The sequence below is a fragment of the Vibrio sp. AND4 genome, from assembly GCF_000171815.1.
In the GTDB taxonomy this organism is placed as follows: domain Bacteria; phylum Pseudomonadota; class Gammaproteobacteria; order Enterobacterales; family Vibrionaceae; genus Vibrio.
This window is the reverse complement of sequence record NZ_ABGR01000011.1, coordinates 63,193-88,714: the sequence shown is the minus strand read 5'-3', so window position 1 is coordinate 88,714 and position 25,522 is coordinate 63,193. Positions and strand designations below refer to the sequence as shown.

The 25,522-nt window shown below is 45.6% G+C and carries 22 protein-coding genes and 1 tRNA gene; 9 read left to right on the top strand and 14 right to left on the bottom strand.

What is annotated here, in order from left to right:
- Window positions 1–188: 188 nt before the first annotated feature.
- The gene (locus AND4_RS12580) at window positions 189–911 is read right to left on the bottom strand and encodes a general secretion pathway protein GspB (protein WP_009843354.1); all 723 of its coding nucleotides are present in this window, start codon (window positions 909–911) and stop codon (window positions 189–191) included.
- Window positions 911–2,536: an ExeA family protein gene (locus AND4_RS12575; RefSeq protein ID WP_009843353.1), complete on the bottom strand. Its 1,626-nt coding sequence runs from the start codon at window positions 2,534–2,536 to the stop codon at window positions 911–913. Before AND4_RS12575 ends, AND4_RS12580 begins: the two co-directional genes overlap by 1 nt.
- A 326-nt stretch (window positions 2,537–2,862) precedes the next feature.
- Between AND4_RS12575 and AND4_RS12570 the strand changes: the two genes are divergently transcribed.
- Window positions 2,863–4,083: a multifunctional CCA addition/repair protein gene (locus tag AND4_RS12570; protein ID WP_009843352.1), complete on the top strand. Its 1,221-nt coding sequence runs from the start codon at window positions 2,863–2,865 to the stop codon at window positions 4,081–4,083.
- An 82-nt stretch (window positions 4,084–4,165) separates the two neighbouring features.
- On the opposite strand, the gene AND4_RS12565 is transcribed toward AND4_RS12570, so the two are convergent.
- Genes AND4_RS12565 through folB form a run of 3 tightly spaced genes read right to left on the bottom strand, consistent with a single transcriptional unit; the run spans window position 4,166 to window position 5,822 of the window.
- Window positions 4,166–4,969: an undecaprenyl-diphosphate phosphatase gene (locus tag AND4_RS12565; protein ID WP_009843351.1), complete on the bottom strand. Its 804-nt coding sequence runs from the start codon at window positions 4,967–4,969 to the stop codon at window positions 4,166–4,168.
- A gap of 14 nt (window positions 4,970–4,983) precedes the next feature.
- Window positions 4,984–5,466, bottom strand: coding sequence for a 2-amino-4-hydroxy-6-hydroxymethyldihydropteridine diphosphokinase (gene folK / locus AND4_RS12560; RefSeq protein ID WP_009843350.1), 483 nt, complete (start codon window positions 5,464–5,466; stop codon window positions 4,984–4,986).
- The gene (folB, locus tag AND4_RS12555) at window positions 5,463–5,822 is read right to left on the bottom strand and encodes a bifunctional dihydroneopterin aldolase/7,8-dihydroneopterin epimerase (protein ID WP_009843349.1); all 360 of its coding nucleotides are present in this window, start codon (window positions 5,820–5,822) and stop codon (window positions 5,463–5,465) included. Before folB ends, folK begins: the two co-directional genes overlap by 4 nt.
- A gap of 262 nt (window positions 5,823–6,084) precedes the next feature.
- Here folB and plsY point away from each other — a divergent pair, with 262 nt between their 5' ends.
- Complete coding sequence (plsY, locus tag AND4_RS12550) at window positions 6,085–6,696, top strand: glycerol-3-phosphate 1-O-acyltransferase PlsY (protein WP_009843348.1); 612 nt, start codon at window positions 6,085–6,087, stop codon at window positions 6,694–6,696.
- 37 nt (window positions 6,697–6,733) lie between these two features.
- Here plsY and AND4_RS12545 read toward each other — a convergent pair whose 3' ends face one another.
- The gene (locus AND4_RS12545; RefSeq protein WP_009843347.1) at window positions 6,734–7,549 is read right to left on the bottom strand and encodes an alpha/beta fold hydrolase; all 816 of its coding nucleotides are present in this window, start codon (window positions 7,547–7,549) and stop codon (window positions 6,734–6,736) included.
- 183 nt (window positions 7,550–7,732) lie between these two features.
- A complete protein-coding gene (gene tsaD, locus AND4_RS12540) occupies window positions 7,733–8,749 on the bottom strand; it encodes a tRNA (adenosine(37)-N6)-threonylcarbamoyltransferase complex transferase subunit TsaD (protein ID WP_009843346.1) in 1,017 nt (338 codons plus the stop codon).
- A gap of 258 nt (window positions 8,750–9,007) precedes the next feature.
- Here tsaD and rpsU point away from each other — a divergent pair, with 258 nt between their 5' ends.
- From rpsU to AND4_RS12515, 5 genes are all read left to right on the top strand, one after another.
- Window positions 9,008–9,223 (top strand): 30S ribosomal protein S21, encoded by a 216-nt coding sequence (gene rpsU, locus AND4_RS12535; RefSeq protein ID WP_004396009.1) that lies wholly within the window; start codon window positions 9,008–9,010, stop codon window positions 9,221–9,223.
- Between the two features lie 28 nt (window positions 9,224–9,251).
- The gene (locus tag AND4_RS12530; protein WP_009843345.1) at window positions 9,252–9,695 is read left to right on the top strand and encodes a GatB/YqeY domain-containing protein; all 444 of its coding nucleotides are present in this window, start codon (window positions 9,252–9,254) and stop codon (window positions 9,693–9,695) included.
- 141 nt (window positions 9,696–9,836) lie between these two features.
- Window positions 9,837–11,597 (top strand): DNA primase, encoded by a 1,761-nt coding sequence (gene dnaG / locus AND4_RS12525; protein ID WP_009843344.1) that lies wholly within the window; start codon window positions 9,837–9,839, stop codon window positions 11,595–11,597.
- Window positions 11,598–11,696: 99 nt separating this feature from the next.
- Window positions 11,697–13,559, top strand: coding sequence for an RNA polymerase sigma factor RpoD (rpoD, locus tag AND4_RS12520; protein ID WP_009843343.1), 1,863 nt, complete (start codon window positions 11,697–11,699; stop codon window positions 13,557–13,559).
- A 144-nt stretch (window positions 13,560–13,703) separates the two neighbouring features.
- A tRNA-Ile gene (locus tag AND4_RS12515) sits at window positions 13,704–13,779 on the top strand.
- Between the two features lie 95 nt (window positions 13,780–13,874).
- Here the strand turns inward: AND4_RS12515 and AND4_RS12510 are convergent.
- The 4 genes from AND4_RS12510 to AND4_RS12495 all read right to left on the bottom strand — a co-directional run bounded on the left by AND4_RS12510 (window position 13,875) and on the right by AND4_RS12495 (window position 18,152).
- Window positions 13,875–14,147, bottom strand: a complete 273-nt coding sequence (locus AND4_RS12510; RefSeq protein ID WP_009843342.1) for a hypothetical protein — start codon at window positions 14,145–14,147, stop codon at window positions 13,875–13,877.
- Window positions 14,148–14,359: 212 nt separating this feature from the next.
- Window positions 14,360–15,079 (bottom strand): SIMPL domain-containing protein, encoded by a 720-nt coding sequence (locus AND4_RS12505; RefSeq protein WP_009843341.1) that lies wholly within the window; start codon window positions 15,077–15,079, stop codon window positions 14,360–14,362.
- Between the two features lie 366 nt (window positions 15,080–15,445).
- Complete coding sequence (gene glmS, locus AND4_RS12500) at window positions 15,446–17,278, bottom strand: glutamine--fructose-6-phosphate transaminase (isomerizing) (protein WP_009843340.1); 1,833 nt, start codon at window positions 17,276–17,278, stop codon at window positions 15,446–15,448.
- A 112-nt stretch (window positions 17,279–17,390) separates the two neighbouring features.
- On the bottom strand, window positions 17,391–18,152 hold the full coding sequence (locus tag AND4_RS12495; protein WP_009843339.1) for a DeoR family transcriptional regulator: 762 nt from the start codon (window positions 18,150–18,152) through the stop codon (window positions 17,391–17,393).
- Between the two features lie 432 nt (window positions 18,153–18,584).
- On the opposite strand from AND4_RS12495, the gene pykF reads away from it, so the two are divergent.
- Together pykF and AND4_RS12485 are read left to right on the top strand one after the other, a co-directional pair.
- Window positions 18,585–19,997, top strand: a complete 1,413-nt coding sequence (pykF, locus tag AND4_RS12490; protein WP_009843338.1) for a pyruvate kinase PykF — start codon at window positions 18,585–18,587, stop codon at window positions 19,995–19,997.
- Between the two features lie 149 nt (window positions 19,998–20,146).
- Entirely contained in the window at window positions 20,147–20,830 is a 684-nt protein-coding gene (locus AND4_RS12485; protein WP_083796289.1) for a GntR family transcriptional regulator, read from the top strand.
- Window positions 20,831–21,008: 178 nt separating this feature from the next.
- Here AND4_RS12485 and ilvN read toward each other — a convergent pair whose 3' ends face one another.
- The 3 genes from ilvN to AND4_RS12470 form a co-directional block, all read right to left on the bottom strand.
- A complete protein-coding gene (gene ilvN / locus AND4_RS12480; protein ID WP_009843336.1) occupies window positions 21,009–21,503 on the bottom strand; it encodes an acetolactate synthase small subunit in 495 nt (164 codons plus the stop codon).
- A 1-nt stretch (window position 21,504) separates the two neighbouring features.
- The gene (locus tag AND4_RS12475; RefSeq protein WP_009843335.1) at window positions 21,505–23,229 is read right to left on the bottom strand and encodes an acetolactate synthase 3 large subunit; all 1,725 of its coding nucleotides are present in this window, start codon (window positions 23,227–23,229) and stop codon (window positions 21,505–21,507) included.
- 447 nt (window positions 23,230–23,676) lie between these two features.
- Window positions 23,677–25,485, bottom strand: coding sequence for a long-chain fatty acid--CoA ligase (locus AND4_RS12470; protein WP_009843334.1), 1,809 nt, complete (start codon window positions 25,483–25,485; stop codon window positions 23,677–23,679).
- Between the last annotated feature and the right edge of the window lie 37 nt (window positions 25,486–25,522).

Here is a 25,522-nt window from a genome sequence, read left to right as displayed (position 1 = left end):
GGCCTCATCTCACCGAGCTCTGTGTAACGCCATCAATAAACCCTTTCGATATTTTACCCTCTCCCGCTGAAGTCATTAAAAATGACAAACGACGAGTAGGAGATACAAAAAAACCAGCGGTAGAAACTCACTGGCTAATTGAACTAAGAACAAAAGTAAGCGGATTAATTACCCTTTCCACTCATGCATTACCCCTCCCACTCATACAAAGCGGGTACACGGATTTGCTCACCTTGGAATTGAATGATCACCGCTTGTGGCTGGATCTCTTCCAAAGTCACTTGTCCATCAACCACATCCCCCTGATGGTAATCCACGTTATTGATCTTCACCCGACGGCGGTTCACATCACTTGAGTACAAGTGCGTCTGTAGGTTCAGCGCTGGCAATCTACCTTGCCACTGTTGCGTCTCACCTTCCAAATTACCGATGGATGAAGAAGGCTTCAGCAGCGGTTGATTATTGTTTGCTAGGGCGTTCTCGACCTTCATCGCCAGATCAGGTGACAATGAGGACAAGTCGATATCATTCAGTGATAAACCTTGATCATCATGCCTTTGCATTGTCGGGCTGGTTTTTAGCGTTTGCGGCAAAAATTCCAGTCGCTCCTGCTCTTTGGGAGTCGTATTGTTCGCCACGTAGTCTTGCTCAACAGCGGTACTGAAATTTTGCGGTAATTCGGCGATTGGCCACTCTCGATCGAGTGGCATCAATTGCGATTCATCGGGATAACTCAGGCTTTCAAATTTTGCTTTGACCACGGGTATTATTGGCTCGGCTACAGGTTGCGCTTTCTCTGTATCCATAGGAACGGCCGATTCTCGAGCAAACAGTTCCAAATACCAAGCGGCACCAACCGCAGTAAGAGTGATTGGCAATAGAAAGAGCCCAACATGCTTGATGACAGACATTATGCGTCCTCCTCATTAATCTCTTTAAGCGGCGGGGCATCAATTTGGACACTCTGCTGCAATCGTTCTAAGGTCTGTTTACCTGCAATGCCATCGACACCGATTCCTTGCCAACGTTGGAACAGCTCAACCCGCTCTTTGAGTTCACTGTCGTAAACCTCGCTCCCAAGCGGTTGCTCGTTTACCGCTTGTGCCAATAATTGGTCAAGAACATCAATCGCAGGCCCTTCCATATCTGAGCGCAGCGTATCTCTCAGCGGGGCTTGCCATAATTCGATAATGTTGCCCTGCCATAGCGGCTTGAGCCATGACACTGGCAAGCGAAGGCGCTGGCTACCATTGAGCACGTCGACTTTGTTGTCACCAAGCGCGTAAAGAATCACATAACCGACTTGGCTCTGGTAATTCAGTTCTAAAATCACTGGGCGGTTTTGTTGCACCAATAATGGCCATGTTGCCATTTTACGCTCACAACGCATGGTCGATTGAGGCTCTGATAAACACAAGTTGTCACGTACCGCAGCTCGATATCCCCATAACTTGTAAAGCTCGTTCACCGCTAGATTCGACTGAGTCTGCTGTAACAGCAAATTACGCTGTTCATCAGTGAGTTGTTCATCAATCGCAGGGACAACCGCTTGTGGTGCCATCACTTGAGCCATTGGCACGGGCTGAGCATCCAGAGTGGAGGGTAACGGCATTTGTTGCATGACTGCCCAGCCGATACCAACGGCAGCACAAACACCAATAAGAGCCGAGCCCCAAATTGGCCACTCAAAACCGCGACGAACGGGTCGCTCTTGCTGATAAATCTCCGCTTGGAATTGAATCACCTCTTCACAAGCTTGATGCACCGTTTGCTTATCGACAACCACATTTCCTTTGTGATAACTCATGTACAGCGATTTGTCACAAATTAGGTTAATCAAACGCGGGATACCATGGCTGTATTTAGCGATGAGCTTGCTAGAACTAAGGCCAAACAGCAGCTTATCACCTCCAGCGGTATGCAAACGAAAAGCAATGTAGTCAGCGGTTTCCTTTTCATCCAATGGCAGTAAATGGTAACGCCCCGTAATACGTTGAGCGAGCTGACGCAGTTGCGTGGTTTGTAATAAACGCTGTAGTTCTGGCTGACCAACCAACAAGACTTTAAGTAGCTTTCGCGTATCCGTCTCTAAATTGGTTAACAGACGCAATTGCTCCAGCACATCTGCTGCCAAGTGCTGAGCCTCATCAATCACTAACAAGGTTGTCCAGCCCGACTCATGATTACGTAGCAGGTAATCATGAATCGCTTGGTTAAGCTGCTTGAGCGTTGCCTCTTGCGGATAGGTCACTTTAAATTCATCGCAGATGGCTTCGAGTAAATCTCGACTCGAGAAAGTAGGATTTAGGATCAACCCCGCCTTGGTGTTCTCATCCAAGTTCGCCAACATCACTTTTGCAACAGTAGTTTTACCTGTTCCCACCTCGCCAGTAAGCATGGCAAAACCACCACCATCACCTAATCCCGCTTGAAGGTGGGTGATCGCCTCTTTGTGACGTTGGCTCAGGTACAGATAACGCGAGTTTGGAACAATAGAAAATGGCAGTTCAACAAACCCAAAAAAGTCCTTATACATAGGATCTCCAGCTAAAACCCACCCACAATCGTTCGGGCAATTCCTTGATAGACTTAAAAGAGACACTCACTCTTCGTTTTAGTTCTTTTTATCCCCAAGCAGTCTTACGTTTCAGCAGTTATTGTTGGATTCCGCGACACGGTTAAGACTTTGCGCACCAGAAACCATGCTTACCATCGCCAAAAAATCATTAAGGTAAACAACGGTATTTTCTCTGATAAAAGGGAAACTCTGCACACCTGACATTGAGGTGACTTGGGGGTATAAGCACGTTACCATTGCTTGCTACAATGTCCAACGTCATATCCATAAATTAGAGGTTATTCGTGCAGGTTTATTTAGTCGGTGGTGCAGTTCGGGATCATTTGCTCGGTATTGATAGTAATGACAAAGATTGGGTAGTGGTTGGCGCAACCCCAGAAATGATGCTCGCCCAAGGCTACACCGCTGTGGGAAAAGACTTTCCTGTCTTCTTACACCCTAAAAACAAAGAGGAGCATGCCCTTGCACGAACCGAAAGAAAATCTGGTGCTGGCTACACAGGCTTCGAATGCTTCTTTGACCAAAGCGTCACACTTGAAGAAGACTTAATTCGTCGAGACTTGACCATCAACGCCATGGCGATGGATGACAAGGGTAAGCTTTACGACCCCTATGGCGGTCAAAACGATCTGCAAAATAAAGTGCTACGCCATGTTTCACAGGCTTTTATCGAAGATCCACTGCGTGTTTTACGAGTGGCCCGCTTCGCTGCTAAGTTAGCCCACTTAGGTTTTAATGTCGCAGAAGAAACCATACAACTGATGCGCGACGTAGCAGAATCCGGAGAGTTAAGCACACTGACACCAGAACGTGTTTGGCAAGAATGGCATAAATCACTTTCGACTTCTTGCCCTGATGTCTTTTTATCTGTACTCAGAGAATGTGGTGCATTAGCCATTGTCTTACCAGAGGTTGATGCGCTGTTTGGTGTGCCTCAACCTGAGAAATGGCACCCAGAGATCGATACAGGTATTCACACATTAATGGTGGCGAAGCAGGCAGCGAAGCTAAGTGATTCGCTATCCGTTCGATTTGCTGCGCAAGTGCATGACTTGGGTAAAGGCGTCACGCCAGAAAGCGAATGGCCAAGTCATAAAATGCATTGCCACACAGGTTTAAAACTTATCAAGAAGCTGTGCGATCGCGTACGGGTGCCAAATGAGTTCCGCGACTTGGCATTAATGGTGTGCGAGCAACACTCTAATATCCACCGAGCAGCTGAGCTTAAACCACAAACCATCATCAAGATCCTCAACAAGTTTGATGTGTGGCGTAAAGCCGAACGCCTGCAAGATATCTTAATCTGCTGCCAAGCCGATCATGCTGGTCGCAAGGGGTTAGAAAACCAGCCATACCCGCAAGCAGAACTGTTTATACGAGCTTATCAAGCGGCGGCATCGGTTGATGTACAAGCCATTATTAAAGACGGTTTCAAAGGACCAGCAATACGCGAAGAGCAAGAAAAGCGCCGCGTTGGGGCAGTTAGAGTCGCTCTAGGTAAATAGGCCAGACGAGTAAGCCAAAGATGTTCAGACTCAAAAACAAAACGCCCGCTATAAAAAGCGGGCGTTTTCGTTCGAATTGGGTTTAAGCGGTCAGCAAGAAAGCAAACAAGCCGAAGCCCAGAATCAAGCGGTAAATCACAAACGGTGTCATACCCATACGAGAAATCATCTTCAAAAAGAAGTGGATACAGATGTACGCACTGATAAATGAAGTCACAATGCCTGTCAACAGGAAGCCTATGTGCACGGGCTCACCACTTGTCACCAATTTCATACCTAGGTAGCCCCCCGCCAAGGTGATGATTGGAATAGACATCAAGAATGAAAAACGCGCCGCCGCTTCACGGGTAAAGCCTAAATAAAGCGCTGCGGTGATGGTTGCACCAGAGCGTGACGTGCCAGGAATCATGGCCAAGGCTTGAGCAATACCAATGAACAGTGCTTTCTTCCAGCCTGTTTGGTACTCGTCTGCCACTAACTTCGCATTCTTATCCACCCACCAAAGCAGCAGACCGAAAATGATGGTCGTGGTTGCGATCACATAAGCACTACGCAAATAGATCTCAATGATGTCTTTCATTAGCAGGCCAAACACGCATGCAGGGATCGTTGCGAGAGCGATCATCCATGCCAGTTTGGCTTCTTTACTGCGGTCACCTTTGAAGATAGAGGCAAACAGTGCTTGGAAAAGTGTTATCACTTCTTGACGGAAATAGATCACCACCGCCATCAACGTACCAACGTGGACAGCAACATCAAATGCCAAGCCCTGATCTTCCCAACCAAGGATGGCTGAGGGTAATATCAAGTGAGCAGAACTGGAAATTGGCAAAAACTCTGTTAGACCCTGAATCAGAGCCAAAATAAAGGCTTCAAAGTAACTCATGTAAACAACTCAGATTAAAGTGAAAAGGAAACTGGTTTGAGTGAATCGACAGGCTGCATCGCCTGCCAAATATCGGCGATGGTTCTCCCATCGCCGGGGATCACCAATTGAGGATCGAGATCATACAGGGGCTTTGTCACAAATGGGTATTTGTAAATATCACTGCGAGGTAGCTCAGGTTTTTGCTGCGAAGTGCACTCACCGAACAAGACGATATCAAGATCTAAGGTTCGATCCTGATACTTTTGCGCGTTTTCTTCACGCCCCCACTGAAATTCAATCTCACGTAAACGGTAACTCAATTCTTCGAGTGACAACTCCGTGGAGAAACGAATCACGAAGTTGTAGAAGTTTTGACTGCTAAAGCCGACTGGCTCACATTCATATATCGGCGACACACACAGATCGCAACCAAGCTTTTGCAACTCTTGATAAGCGACAAGTGCGTGATGCTCTCTTTCAATATTAGTGCCTATACCGATATATGTTTTGATCATGCTTGGCCCCGTTCAATCACGACGCCTACTGCGCGTGCTTGAGGAACTGCACCAGGTTTAGCTAAACGAATTTTCACCCAAGGCACAGAGAAACGCTGCATGATAAGCTCTGCGACTTCTTCTGCAACGCGCTCAACCAACAGGAAACGACCATTTTCAATGTGGTTTAATACCGCTTCACTCACCTGTGAGTAGTCCAGCGCATCTTGAACATCATCACTCTTACCCGCCGGCTTGTTATCATGCGCCATTTCGATATCCAGAACCAGCTTCTGCTTGATTTGCTGTTCCCAGTCGTAAACGCCTATGGTGGTGATTACTGCTAACTGTTCAATAAAAACTTTATCCAGAGCCATCTTATGTCCTTCTATCTCAGAAGTCGGATACCCGGTTTGGGCAATGTGATCGTACTATTGTATCCAAGTGAGCTGTGTAGCCCTCGACAACGTCAATTGGCAGCAAAAGTCACTCGGGTATAAACTGCGAAGATTCTTTATATACAAGAAACCCCATAATGCAAGCTCTATTGAAGAGAGTATTTTTGCTCGCAGCGAAATCGCGGTATGATAGCAATTACTCAGGAAGTGAGCATTAAATTCAAATCCATCAAGGACTTCTATGGACGCACTGGCACTGATCATGACAATGGCCGCCTATTTACTGGGTTCAATTTCCAGTGCGGTGCTGATTTGTCGTTTATTGAAGCTGCCAGACCCGCGTAACGTGGGGTCCAATAATCCAGGAGCCACCAATGTATTACGTATTGGCGGCAAGGGGGCAGCGGTGGCGGTATTACTCTGTGACATGCTCAAAGGCACCATCCCGGTTTGGGGCGGTTACTTCCTTAATATCGAGCCTATCATACTGGGTGTCATTGCTATTGCCGCTTGTCTTGGTCACATGTATCCGATCTTCTTCCACTTTAAAGGTGGCAAAGGGGTAGCAACGGCACTTGGTGCCATTGCGCCGATCGGTTTGGACTTAACAGGGTTAGTTATACTGACATGGCTCGGGGTCGCCCTTTTATTCCGCTACTCTTCTGTGGCTGCATTAACTACTGTACTTTTAACACCGCTTTATACTTGGATGTTTAAGCCGCAATACACCTTACCCGTTGCCATGCTGTGCTGCTTAATCGTGTTTAAACATCATCAGAATATCCGCCGTTTACTGTCCGGTGAAGAGCCTAAGATTGGCGAGAAGAAACCGATAGAAAAAAACTCGGCCTGATACCGAGTTTTTTAGTTTTAAGCTTTTAAACTTAGCGCTATGCGTGCACTTTGTTTAGAAAGTCCAATAGCATTTGATTGACGAATTCTGGCTGCTCTAGACAACTCATGTGTCCAGCCTCTGGGATCTCAACGAGCTCACTGCCGGTAATGCAGTCATGCATTAAATAGGATTCAAAGACGGGACGAGGCTTATCTTCACGCCCAACCGCAATCAAGGTTGGCAACGCAAACATTTCAGCGTCTTCAATCACATCACGACGGCCAAACACCATACGACCAACACGCGCTACCTCAACGGCACGCTCCCCTTGCAGCCTTTCAAGACTCTGCTTAAAGGATGTAACCAAGCTTGGATTCACTTGCTCGACATTATTAGCGAAAAACAGCGGTGTCACGGCTTCTACAATGGGTGCTGGCACCGCTTGTAATTTGCTGATGGTATCCAGCATAGCAAAATACTTGTTATGCATCACCTCCGGCTCTAGACCAATGAATGTATCCATTAGAACCAATGACTTAACGCGCTGTGGCGCTTGAGAGGTAAGTTCAGCCCCCCACATGCCGCCCACAGACAAGCCAACAACAGAGAACTGTTCAATCGCTAAATGGTCCATCAGCGCCAACATATGCTGAGCGCAATCTGTTAAAGATCGTGTTGAAGCTGGCGCGGCATCCGACTCACCGTGCGCCCAAAGGTCCGGTACGATGCAACGGTATGATTGGCTCAACACTTCAATCTGTGGTGCCCACATTTGGCAATCCCAAAGGTAGTTATGACCAAACAGAAGTACAGGGCCCTCACCCGTATCTAAGTAAGCAAGTTTCTGGCCTTCAATTTCAAACTTATCCATCGTTGTATCCTTTTATTATTTTTACGACCTTTCCTACCACTAAAGCGATCAAGAAAAACTCGCATCAGTCTTTTATCACCAAATACGCAAAGCATTTCAATAAAGTACCTAAAAATAAAGGCCTCTGATATACAGAGACCTTTATTGGAATGCTTCTATTTCAAACCTTCAGCAGAGGTGTAATTACGCAACTGGCGTAAGCTGATCGATAGGCCAGCGTGGGCGTGCTTCCACTGACATATCAGCGACTTCACCGTTCTTCAAGCGCTGCATGCCTGCGTATGCGATCATCGCACCGTTATCGGTACAAAACTCAGTGCGAGGGTAGTAAACTTCGCCGCCCACTTTTTTTGCCAGCTTCTCAAGCTCTGCACGCAGACGGCGGTTTGCACTAACACCACCAGCAATCACAATGCGCTTCATGCCTGTTTGCTCTAGTGCACGTTTACATTTAATTGCTAACGTGGCACACACAGCCTCTTCGAATGCTAGCGCAATATCTGCACGTGTTTGCTCGTCATCGCCGTTTGCAGCTATCGTGTTTGCCGTAAACGTTTTTAGACCAGAGAAGCTCATGTCCAGACCCGGCACATTGGTCATAGGGCGTGGAAACTTAAAACGACCCGGGGTACCCTTTTCAGCCAACTTAGACAGCAACGGACCACCAGGGTAATCCAGACCCATGAGCTTTGCCGTTTTATCGAACGCTTCACCCGCTGCATCATCAATCGATTCACCGAGGATTTTGTACTCACCGATGCCTTTTACTTCTACCATCATAGAGTGACCGCCCGATACCAATACCGCCACAAACGGGAACGGTGGCGGATTGTCCTCTAACATAGGAGCAAGTAAGTGACCTTCCATGTGGTGAACCGGAACCGCAGGCACTCCCCAAGCGTAAGCAATACTTCGACCTATTGTAGCGCCAACAAGAAGTGCACCGACCAAGCCCGGGCCCGCCGTATAAGCAACACCATCGATGTCGTTGGACGTCAGATTCGCTTCTTTTAGCGCCTCTTTAATAAGAGGGATGGTTTTCTTTACATGGTCACGTGAAGCCAACTCAGGCACCACACCGCCGTAATCTGCGTGAAGTTTTACTTGGCTGTAAAGCTTGTGTGATAGCAGACCTTTTTCATCGTCATAAATCGCGATGCCAGTCTCATCACAAGAGGTTTCGATACCAATAATGCGCATGGTTTTCTCAGTATGCTTTTTATATAGAGGAAATTTGGGCGTCATATTACCTCGCCTTGGTGATTCAAACAAATTTTGTACAGACAATAGGCGATAAAAGGCTTTACAAAGCGGTATTGATCGGATTAAAATTCCGCACCATTTTTGATCAAGCTGGTTAATGGCCAAACGCGAATAGAAAGTTAGCTCAATGGGCGGCTTCTCTGATTTGGTACTGAGTAACCAGCAATAATGAATAACCCCTGAGGTGAAAGGCATATGCCAATAGTTAAAGTACGTGAAAACGAACCGTTCGACGTTGCACTACGTCGTTTCAAGCGCTCTTGTGAAAAAGCAGGTATCCTTTCTGAAGTTCGCCGTCGCGAGCACTACGAAAAGCCAACAACTGTTCGTAAGCGCGCTAAAGCAGCAGCTCAAAAGCGTCACGCTAAGAAGCTAGCTCGCGAAAACGCACGTCGCGTTCGCCTGTACTAATAACTGAGATCCGGTAAGGAATTTAGTTATGGCTCTGATTGAACAACTCAAAGAAGAGCAAAAATTAGCGATGAAAGCTAGGGACAAAATGCGCCTTGGTACTATTCGTTTGGCCTTGTCAGCCATCAAGCAACGTGAAGTCGACGAACAGATTACTCTGGGCGATGACGACATCCTTGCAGTGCTGACCAAAATGGTTAAACAGCGTCGCGATTCTGTTACGCAATTTGAAGCAGCAAATCGTCAAGATCTTGCTGATGCTGAACGAGCAGAAATTACCGTTCTTGAGGATTTTATGCCTCAACCACTGACGGACGAAGAAGTCGCAGCTCTTATTGAGAAGGCGATTACTGAATCTGGCGCAGCTGGCATGCAAGACATGGGCAAAGTAATGGGTGTTCTGAAGCCACAAATTCAAGGGCGTGCAGATATGGGTAAAGTGAGTGGTTTAGTTCGCGCTAAACTGGCTTAATACCCCATCCAATTGCAGCAAGCCGTGCTATCCTTTGGAACGCACGGCTTGTTTGTATCTGGCAGAGTGGAACAAAAAAGCCTTAGATGCTTTTTGATAACCCATTTGAGCCAATCATGACTTTCTTTTTTGTTAGGTTTTATGGCTGGACACATCCCTCGCAATTTTATTGATGACCTCCTAGCTCGACTCGATATTGTCGATATCATTGACGCACGCGTGAAACTGAAGAAGAAAGGCAAAAACTACGGCGCTTGCTGCCCTTTCCACAACGAAAAGACCCCATCATTCAGCGTTAGCCAAGAGAAACAGTTTTACCACTGTTTTGGCTGCGGCGTGCACGGTAATGCCATCGACTTCATCATGGAATTCGAACGTTTGGAGTTTGTCGAGGCCATTGAAGAACTGGCGTCTTACCTTGGTTTGGATGTGCCACGTGAACAACGCAGTGGCAGTGGTGGCCAGTTTAAATCTGGCCCTCAGGCAAGCAGCAGTGAAAAACGTAGCCTCTACGATGTAATGGGTAGCATTGCTCAGTTCTATCGTAACCAACTCAAACAGCCAGCAAGTAAAGTGGCGATTGAGTATCTTAAAGATCGCGGTCTTTCCGGTGAAATTGTACAGAAGTTTGGCATCGGCTATGTAGCGGATGAATGGGATTTAGTCCGTAAGAATTTCGGCCAAAATAAAGACAATCAAGACATGCTCGTGACTGGCGGCATGTTAATTGAAAATGAGAAAGGTAACCGATATGACCGCTTTCGTGGTCGTATTATGTTTCCGATTCATGATCGCCGTGGTCGAGTCATTGGCTTTGGTGGTCGTGTGCTTGGCGATGGCACACCAAAATACCTAAACTCACCTGAGACGCCTATTTTTCATAAAGGTAAAGAACTTTACGGCCTCTATGAAGTTTTACAGGCATATCGTGAACCGCCACGTATTTTAGTGGTTGAAGGTTATATGGATGTGGTCGCGTTAGCGCAATATGGCGTAGATTATTCTGTCGCATCATTAGGCACTTCGACCACGGGTGATCATATCCAAATGTTGTTCCGTCAAACTAACACGGTTGTGTGTTGTTACGACGGGGACCGTGCTGGTAAAGAAGCAGCGTGGCGTGCGCTCGAGAACGCACTTCAATACTTAAAAACAGGTAACACACTGAAGTTTTTGTTTCTACCAGACGGGGAAGATCCCGATAGCTACATTCGTAAACACGGCAAACAAGCGTTTGAGCAACAAGTCGAGCAAGCGACGCCACTTTCGAGCTATTTATTTGATAACCTGATCGAATTACACCAAATCAACTTAGGCAACAATGAAGGCAAATCTGCACTACGCGCCTACGCAAGTGGCTTAATTGATAAGATACCTGATCCTTACTTTCAGGAATTGCTCGAAAAGCTGCTTGACGAACGTACTGGTTTTGACAATCGCTTACGCAGATCGCGCAACAAGACAATTAATACACGACTTCAGCCGCATAAAGAGATCAAACGAACGCCAATGCGCGAGGTAATCGCTCTACTTATTCAAAATCCGAGCTATGCTCAAATGGTACCTGACTTGTCTTCGGTAAGGGAACTATCAATACCAGGACTAAGTTTATTTGTTGATGTACTTGATAAATGCGAGGCACATCCCCATATAAACACAGGCCAGCTATTAGAGCATTGGCGGAATAGCCAAAATGAGACCCTTCTGTCTCGTCTCGCGAGCTGGGACATTCCCCTCGATGAAGACAACCAAGAAGAAATATTTTTAGACTCACTGGATAAAATTATTGCTCAGTGTGTTGAAAAGCAAATTGAAAACCTGCAGGCCAAAGCAAGAAGTGTCGGTTTATCAACCGAAGAAATGAGGGAGCTGCAAGAACTAATGAAAGACTTGAAAGCGTAACCCTGTTTAATTAGTCAGCAACAATTTAATTTGCTATAGTAAGTGGTTTGCATTTCGCATACTGATTCCTTCACCAGATTACGAAGTTGGATACCGTCTATGGATCAAAATCCGCAGTCACAGCTAAAGTTACTTGTTATAAAGGGCAAGGAACAAGGCTATCTGACCTACGCCGAAGTAAATGACCACCTGCCTGCTGAAATCGTAGATTCAGAACAGGTAGAAGATATCATTCAGATGATCAACGACATGGGTATCAAGGTAGTAGAAACTGCTCCTGATGCTGATGACTTAGCACTCAATGATGACACCAATATTACCGATGAAGATGCGGCAGAAGCTGCAGCCGCAGCACTTTCTAGCGTAGAGAGTGAAATCGGCCGCACAACAGACCCCGTCCGCATGTACATGCGCGAAATGGGTACCGTTGAACTGTTGACTCGCGAAGGCGAAATCGACATCGCGAAACGTATTGAAGAAGGTATTAACCAAGTTCAATCGTCTGTTGCTGAATATCCAGGCACTATCCCATACATTCTTGAGCAGTTTGATAAAGTTCAAGCAGAAGAACTTCGTCTGACAGACCTAATTTCTGGATTTGTTGACCCGGATGCAGACGACACGGCTGCACCAACTGCGACGCACATCGGTTCTGAACTGACTGAAACTCAGTTGAAAGAAGAAGATAGCGAAGACGTTGATGACGACGAAGAAAGCGATGATGATTCAGATGATTCTGAAGAAGATGCTGGTATTGATCCAGAGCTAGCGCTTGAGAAATTCAGCCAGCTGCGTAACACGTATCAAAACCTTCAGCTTGCAATCAATGAGCACGGTTACGAAAGCCCTAAGGCGACACTTGCTAACGAGCTGATGCTAGACGTGTTCAGAGAGTTTCGTCTAACGCCGAAGCAGTTCGATCACCTAGTGAACGAACTACGTACGGCAATGGATCGCGTTCGTACTCAAGAACGTCTGATCATGAAGTCTACGGTTGAATACGGCAAAATGCCGAAGAAATCATTCATCGCACTCTTCACAGGCAACGAGTCAAGCGAAGCATGGCTTGACGAGATCCTAGCGTCTGACAAGCCATACGCTGAAAAGATAAAACGTAGCGAAGAAGACATCCGTCGTTCAATCACTAAACTAAAAATGATTGAAGAAGAGACGTCTCTTAACGTTCAAAATATCAAAGACATCAGCCGTCGTATGTCTATCGGTGAAGCTAAAGCTCGCCGTGCAAAGAAAGAGATGGTTGAAGCGAACTTACGTCTGGTAATTTCTATCGCGAAGAAATACACCAACCGTGGCCTACAGTTCTTGGATCTGATCCAAGAAGGTAACATCGGTCTGATGAAAGCGGTAGATAAGTTTGAATACCGCCGTGGTTACAAGTTCTCGACTTACGCAACGTGGTGGATCCGTCAGGCAATCACTCGTTCAATCGCGGACCAAGCACGTACGATTCGTATCCCGGTACACATGATCGAAACGATCAACAAGCTAAACCGCATCTCTCGTCAAATGCTGCAAGAGATGGGGCGTGAACCGTTACCGGAAGAACTGGCAGAGCGCATGCAAATGCCAGAGGATAAGATTCGCAAAGTACTTAAAATCGCTAAAGAGCCAATCTCAATGGAGACACCAATCGGTGACGACGAAGATTCGCACTTGGGTGATTTCATCGAGGATACGACGCTAGAACTACCGCTAGACTCTGCGACAGCAACCAGCCTGAAAATGGCAACGAAAGACGTACTTGCTGGTCTAACGCCACGTGAAGCAAAAGTACTTCGTATGCGCTTTGGTATCGACATGAACACTGACCACACTTTAGAAGAAGTTGGAAAGCAGTTCGACGTTACGCGTGAACGTATCCGTCAGATCGAAGCGAAAGCACTGCGTAAACTTCGTCACCCAAGCCGCTCAGAAACACTGCGTAGCTTCTTAGACGAGTAATCAACACGGTAAAACGCAAAAAAGGTGACCTAGTGTCACCTTTTTTATTATTTTTGAAGCTAAGTGAATAAAAAGTAAGCGCAAATACCCCACCTTGTGTCTAGACACATACTGATGCTTCCCTTATAATCGTTGTCCTATTAAGGCCCCTTAGCTCAGTGGTTAGAGCAGTCGACTCATAATCGATTGGTCCGCAGTTCAAGTCTGCGAGGGGCCACCAAATTCAGAAAGGCTCGTAGAGAAATCTACGAGCTTTTTTTCTATTCGGGGGAATGGAGAGTTCTTCCAGCATCTCACCCATCACCTAACTCTCATTCAGAGTACCCTTTCGCTCCGCTTGCTGGCTTGAAACCCTTCTGTCGCAGCGACAAGATCTGGGTGAGTAATCACTTTCCACAAAAAATAAGGCGGGATAAAAAACACGGCGAAGTAAAACGACTCGTGAAAGAAAATATGTGCGATCTCTTCTTGATGCCCACACAACGCCACAAGGGCAAAGAAATCCAATAAGATGCTCAAAGACCCGCACACCATAGAGATCACAATAGCCAAGCCCAAAGCCTCTCTGATGTAGTGTTTAAATGCCATTCTAGTTATTCCTTTTCGCTAGCCCAGAGTGTTCAAATTACGCTTCTAGCTCCTCCACAGGATTGATTTTTATCAACTTCATTGCCAAACAAGTAAGAACTTAGTTCTATCAAAGATCACTTGCGCAAATAAGAAATAGAGCGGCAAGCATAAAAAAAGCCAATCAAAAAATGACTGGCTTGTTCTTTTTTCAGGGTTAACAAAGGTCAGAGTTAATCTGACAAGTAATACTGAACCGTTGAAACAACACGCACTTTCTTAATGTAAGGAGTATTGCTATCGCGGTCGAAAATAGAGAACTGACCTTGCGTCGCACGCTTAATTTTACCGAGCGAGCTCTGTGAATCTTTCGCGAACTTCTCTGCTACTTCTCGTGCATTTTTAGTCGCTTCTTCAATCATATCTGGCTTGATGTCGTTGAGCTTAGTAAAGCTGTATTCAGCTCGGTTCGAGTAAGAGTCTTGCTTGAGCAAAACACCTTGCTTCCCTAACTCACCAATCTCATTGATGGCCGCTCTCACAACATCGATATTCTGGCTGTAGACCGTCACGGTTCGATTAGCCAAGTAACGATACTCTGCATCCTTTTCACTGCCGTATTGCTGCGCCTTACGGTCTGTCACAGCAGGAGAAGACAGAGAGAAGTTAGAATCATCCAGTCCTTTTGCCGCAAGAAAGTCGAGTACTAACTTGGTTTGCTGCTCGATCTCATCAAACATCGTCGGCATATCGTTACTTGCAACGGTAAATTGAATCGGCCAGATTACAGTATCAGCAGTGTATTCTCGCTCGGACAGGCCCTTTACAGTAACCACACGCTCGTAAGCTTTGTACTTAATCGCCGTCTGTTGGATAAAAAAACCCAGTACACCCAACCCGAGAATCAAACTCAACCCAAGCCACGCTGACGATTTATTGGAAATTCGCTCCATTTATGCTCCTTTTTTCATTGAATCGTTCAATTTTTCATCTCGACAAGATAGCCCAGTTATGACAATAAAATCGCGACAAGCGGCTAAATTTGTGTCATTTATCTCGATAATGAGTAGTAAAAAGATAACGTTATCCATAAAGCCAAGGGGTTGGATTTAATCGTGCCCCTTTAGTTCACTAAAAGGTACTCTCATTGAGATACTCGCCATCTAACCTATCAAGAAGTAACTACATGAATATCAAATAATTGCGCTGAAGAATCATATTATTAAACATAAAAAAACGAAGTCATTTGACTCCGCTCTAGATCCTCATTACTTATCCAGTCAAGCATGAATAAGTATCATCATGCTCACTAACACTGCTTACTCTACCGTGACCGCTTTCGCTAGGTTGCGCGGTTGATCTACGTCAGTCCCCTTAATCAAGGCGACATAATAAGAGAGCAGCTGCATTGGAATCGTGTAGTAGATTGCTGCTGTAATTTCGCTTACGTGTGGCATAGTGATGATCTTCATCGTCTCGTCACCCTCAAAGCCAGAGTCCGCATCAGCAAATACATAAAGCAAACCACCACGGGCACGAACTTCTTCAACATTTGATTTCAGCTTCTCAAGCAGATCATTGCTTGGTGCCACAACCACAACGGGCATGTCAGCATCAATGAGAGCCAGAGGACCATGTTTTAGTTCTCCTGCCGCGTACGCCTCAGCGTGGATGTAAGAAATCTCTTTGAGTTTGAGAGAGGCTTCCATCGCGATTGGGTAAAATTCACCACGACCTAGGAACAATGTGTGGTGTTTGTCCGCAAAGTCTGTTGCTAATGCTTCGATCTCTTTCTCAAAAGATAAAGCCGCGTTGATTTGACTCGGCAATGCGTGAAGCGCTTCAACAATCTCTTTTTCTTTCTCTTTGCTGATAAGATGTTGTTGCTTACCAAGCGCCGTGACGAGCATTAACAGTGCCGAGAGTTGAGTGGTGAACGCTTTTGTTGAAGCCACACCAATTTCGACTCCCGCACGCGTCATGAATGCAAAGTCAGATTCGCGTACCAAAGAAGATCCCGCCACGTTACAAATGGTCATGGCCGCCATGTAGCCTTTCTCTTTCGCAAGGCGGAGGGCTGCCAGTGTATCGGCGGTCTCACCAGATTGAGAGAGCGTGATCAATAGACTGTTTGGACGGGTCACAAATTTGCGGTAACGGAACTCGGAAGCAATTTCTACATCACAGCTCACGCCAGCAATATCTTCGAACCAATAACGCGCGGTCATACCGGCATTGTAAGACGTACCACAGGCGACGATCTGCACATGCTCTACTTTGCCTAGAATTTCTGCGGCATTGACACCGATGGCTTCAGTGACCACAGAATCTGCCGTGATACGCCCCTCCATCGTGTTGATCAACGCGGTTGGTTGCTCGTAAATTTCTTTTTGCATGAAGTGACGATATTGACCTTTATCGCCTGCGTCATGTTCTGCGTTTGACTCGATGACTTCACGCTCCACACGATCACCTGCGGCGTCAAATACGCTGACCTCGCGACGAGTGATCTCTGCAACATCACCTTCTTCTAGGTACATGAAACGGCGTGTCACATTAAGCAAAGCGAGTTGATCCGATGCTAGGAAGTTTTCCCCCACACCGAAGCCGATTACAATTGGGCTACCTGAGCGTGCCACGACAATACTTGAAGGATCTTTACGATCCAGAACAACCGTGCCATACGCTCCATTCAGCTGTTTCGCTGTATTTTGAACTGCTTCTCGCAGGCTGCCTGAAGAGCGAAGTTCCCACTCAACCATGTGTGCAATAACTTCAGTGTCCGTTTGAGATTCAAAGACGTAACCACGAGATTGAAGCAGTTCACGTAGCGATTCATAGTTTTCGATAATACCGTTGTGTACCACCGCAATATCGCCGGACATGTGTGGGTGCGCATTGGCTTCAGATGGCTCACCGTGAGTCGCCCAACGTGTGTGTGCAATCCCCGTACCGCCAACCACTTTTGTTTGGTCTACTGCATCCGCCAGCTCTTGCACTTTACCTAAGCGTCGAATACGTTGTAAGTTTCTGTCTTCATCAACGATCGCCACACCCGCTGAATCATAACCTCGGTATTCCAAGCGACGTAGCCCTTCAACCAAAATTTCTGCTACGTCTCGTTGTGCAACAGCACCTACGATTCCACACATGTTTTTATCTCCGTTTATTGTTTTGTTCTTCCCTGACCATGATTTAAATAGAGGCTCGATCAAGCGCCTTTATTCAGAGGGAAGTAAATATGAAATTACTTACTTATTTAGATTAGGCGCAAATAACTTTTACGCCATGTTGTGTGATCTTTGCACTGTGTTCTGGTTGAAGCTCAGCATCGGTAACCAGTACATCTATTTGTTCCCAAGCAAGCTCTAAGTTCGGGATCTTGCGTCCTACTTTCTCAGATTCGATCATGACGATGACTTCACGAGACACCTCTGCCATGACCTTACTTAAGCCAAATAATTCATTAAACGTCGTGGTTCCGCGCTCTAGATCGATACCGTCGGCACCGATAAATAGCTGATCAAAGTCGTAAGCTCTTAATACAGATTCGGCGACTTTACCTTGGAAGGACTCGGAGTGCGTATCCCAAGTACCGCCTGTCATTAGCAGGGTTGGTTCACTCTCTAATTCGTTAAGTGCATTGGCGACATGCAAGGAGTTGGTCATCACAACCAAACCACGCTTGTGATTTAATTGCTGAATTAATGCAGCCGTCGTGCTGCCACTGTCGATCACAATTCGATTATGATCTCGAATCAGTGATGCCGCTGCTGTTGCCAGACTTAACTTTCGACTCGAAACAATTGGACTCAACTCTTCATGAATGACTTCCGTTGGGATAGAAATGGCACCACCATAACGGCGTAAAAGTTGTCCGTTCTTTTCCAAAGAAGCCAAGTCCTTTCTAATTGTGACCTCTGAGGTTTCAAATTTCTGCGCTAGCTCATCAACGCTCACCTCTCCAAGCTCATTTACTAGGTTGGAAATAGCGTGTCTTCTTAGTTGAGTGTTTCGTTTCGACATGAATCGTTTGACTTTAAGTTTCGGTTTGAAAGTTATTATAGTTACATCGAAACTTTTAAGTCCATTTATTTCGATCCAAAAAATTAATACTTCTCGATAAAACCTTGTCCTAAGACAATTCTTAAACAGTGATATTGGATTCATTCAGTGATAGAATTCGCCACCGAAAAGAAAAAAAATTACAGAATTAAAGATTATCTTTTGCAACTTTCTGCATATAAAGTGGGATTAGTCACAAAAAGGTAACCATAATCGCCATTGTTTTAGTCATAAAATGACTAAACTTGGTGAAAGACTTACAGAAGCTGAAGTGGCAATAATGTGGCGAAGAATCGGTGGATGGCAGGCACTAAATGCCATCAAAAACGCCTCTACTTCAGACTAAACAACCGACTTTCAAATTGTAACCATACTTACCGGAGAGTATCTTCCATGAAAAAGACCAAAATCGTTTGTACGATTGGCCCTAAAACTGAATCTGTAGAAAAGCTGACTGAACTGGTTAATGCAGGCATGAACGTAATGCGTCTTAACTTCTCTCACGGTGACTACGCAGAGCATGGCACTCGTATTACGAACTTCCGCAAAGTAATGGAAGCTACAGGCAAGCAACTTGCGATTCTTCTGGACACGAAAGGCCCAGAGATCCGCACAATCAAGCTAGAAGACGGTAACGACGTTGATCTAGTAGCTGGTCAAGAATTCACTTTCACCACTGACATCTCAGTGGTAGGTAACAAAGACAAAGTTGCAGTAACTTACGCTGGTTTTGCTAAAGACCTAAACGTTGGTAACACGATCCTAGTTGACGATGGCCTCATCGAAATGGAAGTGCTTGCAACTTCAGAAACTGAAGTTAAGTGTAAAGTTCTTAACAACGGTGCTCTAGGTGAAAACAAAGGCGTTAACCTTCCTGGCGTTTCTGTAAACCTGCCAGCTCTATCTGAAAAAGATAAGAACGACCTTAAATTCGGTTGTGAGCAAGGCGTTGACTTCGTTGCTGCTTCTTTCATCCGTAAAGCTTCTGACGTACAAGAAATCCGTGACATTCTTACTGCAAATGGTGGCGAGAACATCCACATTATCTCTAAGATTGAAAACCAAGAAGGTGTTGATAACTTTGACGAGATCCTAGAGTTGTCTGACGGCATCATGGTTGCTCGTGGTGACTTAGGCGTTGAAATCCCAGCAGAGGAAGTTATCTTCGCTCAGAAGATGATGATAGAGAAGTGTAACCGTGCACGTAAGATGGTTATTACTGCAACTCAAATGCTTGATTCTATGATCAACAACCCACGTCCTACTCGTGCAGAAGCAGGCGACGTGGCTAACGCGGTAATGGATGGCACTGACGCTGTCATGCTTTCTGGTGAAACTGCGAAAGGTAAGTACCCAGTTGAAGCAGTAACGATCATGGCTCAAATCGCGAACCGTACTGATTCAGCATTAAAAGCGGAGCTAGGCTCTCGTCTAGACAGCCCACGCCTTCGTATCACTGAAGCAGTATGTAAAGGTGCGGTAGATACAGCAGAAAAGCTAGCTGCTCCACTTATCGTTGTTGCGACTGAAGGTGGTAAATCTGCGCGTTCAGTACGTAAGTACTTCCCAACGGCAAACATTCTAGCACTAACGACTAACACTAAAACGGCTGCACAGTTAGTGCTAACGAAAGGTGTGACTCCTGTCGTTGTTGAGTCAATCGAAAGCACTGACGCGTTCTACGTAGCAGGTAAAGAACTTGCTCTAGAATCTGGTCTCGGTAGCAAAGGCGATATCGTTGTTATGGTTTCTGGTGCACTTGTCGCTTCAGGTACCACCAACACGGCTTCCGTTCACGTTCTATAAGACTTAACAAGTTAATCACAAGTTTAATAAAAAAGAGGGCTCCTGCCCTCTTTTTTTATATATTTAATCTTGCCCTCATAATCAGTACGCTGTATTATCAATCACAACAGAACTACGTACCGTTTACGTCACCACGATAATACAATTTCATGAGGTTGCTTGTGTCTAGTCCTACCCTTACAGACAAAGTTTCAAAAATGATCTGTCAGGACATCCTGATGGGTGAATTAAAACCAGGTCAAAAACTTGTGGTTTCTGATCTGAAACAGAAATACAACGTTGGTGCATCGCCTATCCGCGAAGCACTGGTACAGCTGTCCTGGAGCAAATATGTCAAGCTTGAGCCACAAAAAGGCTGTTGGGTTGCACCTGTATGTAAAAAAGAGTTGGACGACCTATACGAGAGCCTTCGTGTTGTCTCCTCTGTACTGCTGAAGAAAGCGATCTTGGCGGGTGATGAAAACTGGGAGTTGGACGTACTGACTTCATACCACAAACTTTCGCGACTGAAACTTGATGAAACATTCTGCTGGAGAGAGTGGGAAGAGCGTCATCATCAGTTTCATGTTTCCCTGCTCAAAGGTGCGGATTCAGTGAACATGTATAAGTTCTTCAGCGATCTGAGCAATCAAATCAAACGTTACCGCTACTTTGCAATGCAAAATATAAGCTCAGAGCAAAGTGCGCTGTTTAATATCGATGAGCATGAGATGATCATGAAATTGGTGTTGGCAAAAAACAGCGAAGAAGCGACAGAGCTTTTAGACAAGAACTTACAGAGCTCAATGCAATGCATTGACGCCGTACTAGATCTCGAACTAAAGTCGGCATAATCGTATCGCTCAACAGAGACAAAAATCGGGATTATCCCGATTTTTTGTTTTTGGTAAAACGTCTTGCGTGATGAACGTTTTTCGCTGCTGAATCAGCGAGGAAACATCATCCTCTCCGTTTATTTTCCAAACAAAAAAGCCACTTTATAAAGTGGCTTTTCGAGAGGGAGTAACCTAACTAAGGCTTAAGACATCGCTCTCCACGAGCAACACCGACAACACCGCTCCGCGCCACTTCAACCACTTCTGTTACTTCTGAAATCGCTTGAATGAAGGCGTCCAACTTCTCACTGGTCCCAGCTAACTGAACCGTATATTGAGAAGCCGTCACATCAACAATCTGCCCACGAAAGATGTCCGCCGTACGTTTTACCTCTGCTCTCGCAAAGCCACTCGCTTTCACTTTCACCATCATGAGTTCACGCTCAATGTGCTCAAACTCTGTCACTTCTTGGACCTTAAGTACATCAATCAACTTATGCAGTTGTTTCTGAATCTGCTCTAGTTGCATTTCATCAGAGTTTGTTGTGATATTCAAACGCGACAGAGTTTCATCATCAGTTGGAGATACATTCAAAGATTCAATGTTATAGCCACGCTGAGAAAACAGACCAACAACACGAGACAATGCACCTGGTTGGTTTTCCATCAATAAAGAAATAATGTGTCTCATATTACGTGCGCTCCGTTTTGCTTAGCCACATTTTGTCCATACCCTCGCCTTTTATCTGCATTGGATAAACATGCTCGGTTTCATCTACATTGATGTCGACAAACACCAAGCGATCTTTCATATCCAGCGCTTTTTGTAGACCCGCTTCGAGCTGATCTGGCGTTTCAATACGAATACCGACGTGACCATAAGCTTCTGCAATTGCGGCAAAATCAGGAACAGAACTCATGTATGAGTTAGAGTGACGACCTTGATAAATGATGTCTTGCCACTGTTTAACCATACCTAAGAATCGGTTATTTAAGTTAATGATCTTCACTGGAATATCGTACTGCATTGCAGTGGACAATTCTTGAATATTCATCTGGATGCTGCCGTCACCTGTGACAACCACCACCTCTTCTTCTGGCATCGCGAATTTCACACCCATACCAGCAGGCAAGCCAAAGCCCATCGTGCCAAGGCCACCTGAATTGATCCAACGACGCGGCTTATTAAATGGGTAATACAATGCAGCAAACATTTGGTGCTGCCCTACATCTGATGCCACGTAAGCATCACCATTAGTTAGCTTGTGCAGCGTCTGCATTACTTGTTGTGGTTTAATTCGTTCTGTTGACGTTTCGTACGCTAGGCACTCACGCTCACGCCATACTTGAATCTCTTCCCACCACTGCGCAATAGCTTGTGCATCATTATTGCCATTTTGCTCATTCAACAAGCCAACCATGGTCGCAAGCACTTTCTCCGCAGAGCCGACGATAGGCAGATCCACTTTGACGTTTTTCGAAATCGAAGACGGATCGATATCGATATGCATGATCTTTGCGTTCGGACAGTACTTCTCTAAATTATTCGTCGTACGATCATCAAAGCGAACACCAATACCAAAAATTAAATCGGCTTCATGCATCGCCATATTGGCTTCATAAGTACCGTGCATGCCTAGCATGCCCAACGAGTTCTTATGTGTACCCGGGAAGGCACCCAACCCCATCAAAGTACTAACAACAGGCAGATTCAATTCATCAGATAAGGTTTGTATGTGCTCATGTGCTCCCGAAATAATCGCACCACCACCAATATAAAGAACGGGCTTCTTGGCCTCTACTAATGCTTTGAGTGCTTTCTTAATCTGACCTTTATGACCAGAGGTGGTTGGCTTGTACGAGCGCATTGAAATGTTTTTAGGATACTCGTAAGGGAGCTTAATTTGCGGATTTAAAATGTCTTTAGGCAAGTCGATCACAACGGGGCCCGGACGGCCAGTTGTCGAGATGTAAAACGCCTTTTTGATCGTTTCTGGAATATCTTCTGCTTTTTTCACCAAGAAACTGTGTTTTACGACCGGGCGCGATACACCCACGATGTCACACTCTTGAAAAGCATCATTACCAATAAGGTTATTTGGCACATTACCGGAAATAACGATCATAGGGATCGAGTCCATGTACGCCGTCGCAATACCTGTGATGGTATTGGTTGCGCCAGGGCCCGAACATACCAGCACAACGCCCGGCTTACCGGTCGCACGGGCATAACCGTCCGCCATGTGAGTCGCAGCTTGCTCGTGTCGTACTAATACGTGTTTAATTTGGTCGGTTTTTGCATGCAGTGCGTCGTAGATATCCAAAACGGATCCACCGGGGTACCCAAAGATTTGCTCTACGCTCTCTTCGATCAGAGATTGCACTACCATCTCTGCGCCTGACAACATTGCTGTCATAGTTGCTCTCCTCACCAGTTTCCCTCTCCGTAAGGCCAACGGATTGAGCTGGTTTTACATAGTCTAGGTCTTATTCGTAGCCTAATAGAAATACTTTCAATTTTTCAGCTATGTCCTGTGCTTGTCATAACAAAACGCCAGGTAACACAACAAATGTAACTTTTTATTATCAATGGGTCTAATGAGAAGTGAATCAAATTTTAAACAAGATACTATAAATTAGAATAAAATTAGGTTTAGACGCTGTAAATAGAGACGACCTTGGGATCTAAAAGCGGATTATCTAAAAATAAAGTGAATAATTTCACTAAAAATGGCAGTTCAGAGTGTGTTTTTCTCTGTGCCGAGAGAAAAGAAGTGTGATGGGCAGTCATAAAAAATCCCCAGCAGCATAATACTTGCCAACTGGGGATTTTTTCACCAATCTGAAATCTCAATTAACTTACGTTACTTTTTATCAGCCTTATCGTCGTACATTTCTTCGATTTCATCTTGGTATTTATCGTTAATGACTTTACGACGCAGTTTTTGCGTTGGGGTCAACTCACCATCGTCCATTGAGAACGCTTTCGGTAACAGTTTAAACTTTTTGACTTGTTCAAACTTGGCCAGTTCTTTCTGAAGGTTATTAACACGCTTTTCAAGCATTTCAACAATTTGGTGGTGTTTGATCAATTCAACACGGTCGTGATACTTGATGTTCAGCTCTTTCGCATACTCTTCCAGCGAGTCATAGCAAGGTACAATCAGCGCGGATACAAACTTACGTGTATCGGCAATAACCGCTATTTGCTCGATGAAATGGTCTTTACCGATCGCCCCCTCAACAACCTGAGGCGCAATATACTTACCGTTAGAGGTCTTCATCAGCTCTTTAATACGATCTGTGATGAATACGTTGCCATTCTCATCAATGTAACCCGCATCACCCGTCTTTAAGAAACCATGCTCGTCAAACGTCTTCTCTGTCTCTTCTGGCATTTTGTAATAGCCACGCATCACCATTGCACCACGAACCAAGATCTCGTTATTGTCGCCGATCTTAACTTGTGCGCCCGGCATAGCCATACCGATAGAGCTTGGGTCAAAGCATTGGTCATCCCAACATGACACCGTTGCGGTCGTCTCTGTCATGCCGTAACCCAGCTTTACGTTGATACCAATTGCGTGGAAAAAGCGACCAATCGTCTCATCCAACTTAGCACCACCACATGGCATAAAGTTAATGCGACCACCTAATAGTGCACGCAGTTTACTCAGGACCAGTTTATCCGCCAGAGCATACGACTTCCGCAATAACAAAGATGGCTTACGTCCCTCTTGATGGCAAGCCGACATTTTTGCACCCATATTCACAGCCCATGTCAGGATGATCTTACGATGAACTGGCGCACGGGCGACTTTCTCATGAATAGCCGAGAAGATTTTTTCGTAAAAGCGAGGGACAGCACTCATCACTGTCGGACGTACTTCGCTGAGTGCATCACGTACTTGCATCGTGTCTTGTAGATAGCAATTAGTACCGCCTTTATAGAGGACATAAAACGTCCAAGCACGCTCGAACACATGTGATAGTGGTAAGAAACAGAGCGATACGTCGTCTTCGGTTAGACTGAGGCGTTGGTCGTGACCTTCAAGCTGTGCAGAGATGTTGGCATAATCCAACATCACGCCTTTTGGCTGGCCTGTCGTACCCGAGGTATAAATTAGAGTCAGGAGATCATCTTCTGTCGCTTGCTCTAATCGAGCATCGAGTTCCGCTTGTTGGCGACCATCACTCTTGGCAATAAAGTCTTTCCAAGACATCGCAAATGCGTGCTCACCCAACTCAATATCATCCGACATGGCAACGATCAGCTCGAGCTGCTGACATTCATCATAGATACTGACAGCGGCATCAAATTGCGGCTGCTCACCAACAAACAGTACTTTTACGTCTGCATTGTCGATGATGTAAGCGGACTGTGCTGCCGTGCTCGTTGGATAGATAGGTACGGTCACACCACGCAATTGCAACGCGGCAAAATCAGCAATGGTCCATTGCGGCATGTTATTTGAGAAGATGCCTATCTTATCTTGAATGCCCAATCCCTGAGCCAAAAGAGCAAGCGATAGAGCATCGATTTGCTGACCAAACTGCTCCCAAGTAATACCCTGCCATGCGTCGCCAACTTTATGCTTTAGCGCAACACGAGCACCACCTTTCGCAATTTGTTCACGAATACGTTTTACGATATGAAAATCTAACTTGGCCATTCTTTACATTACCTTTTGGCTTACAGACGTAAGCTAA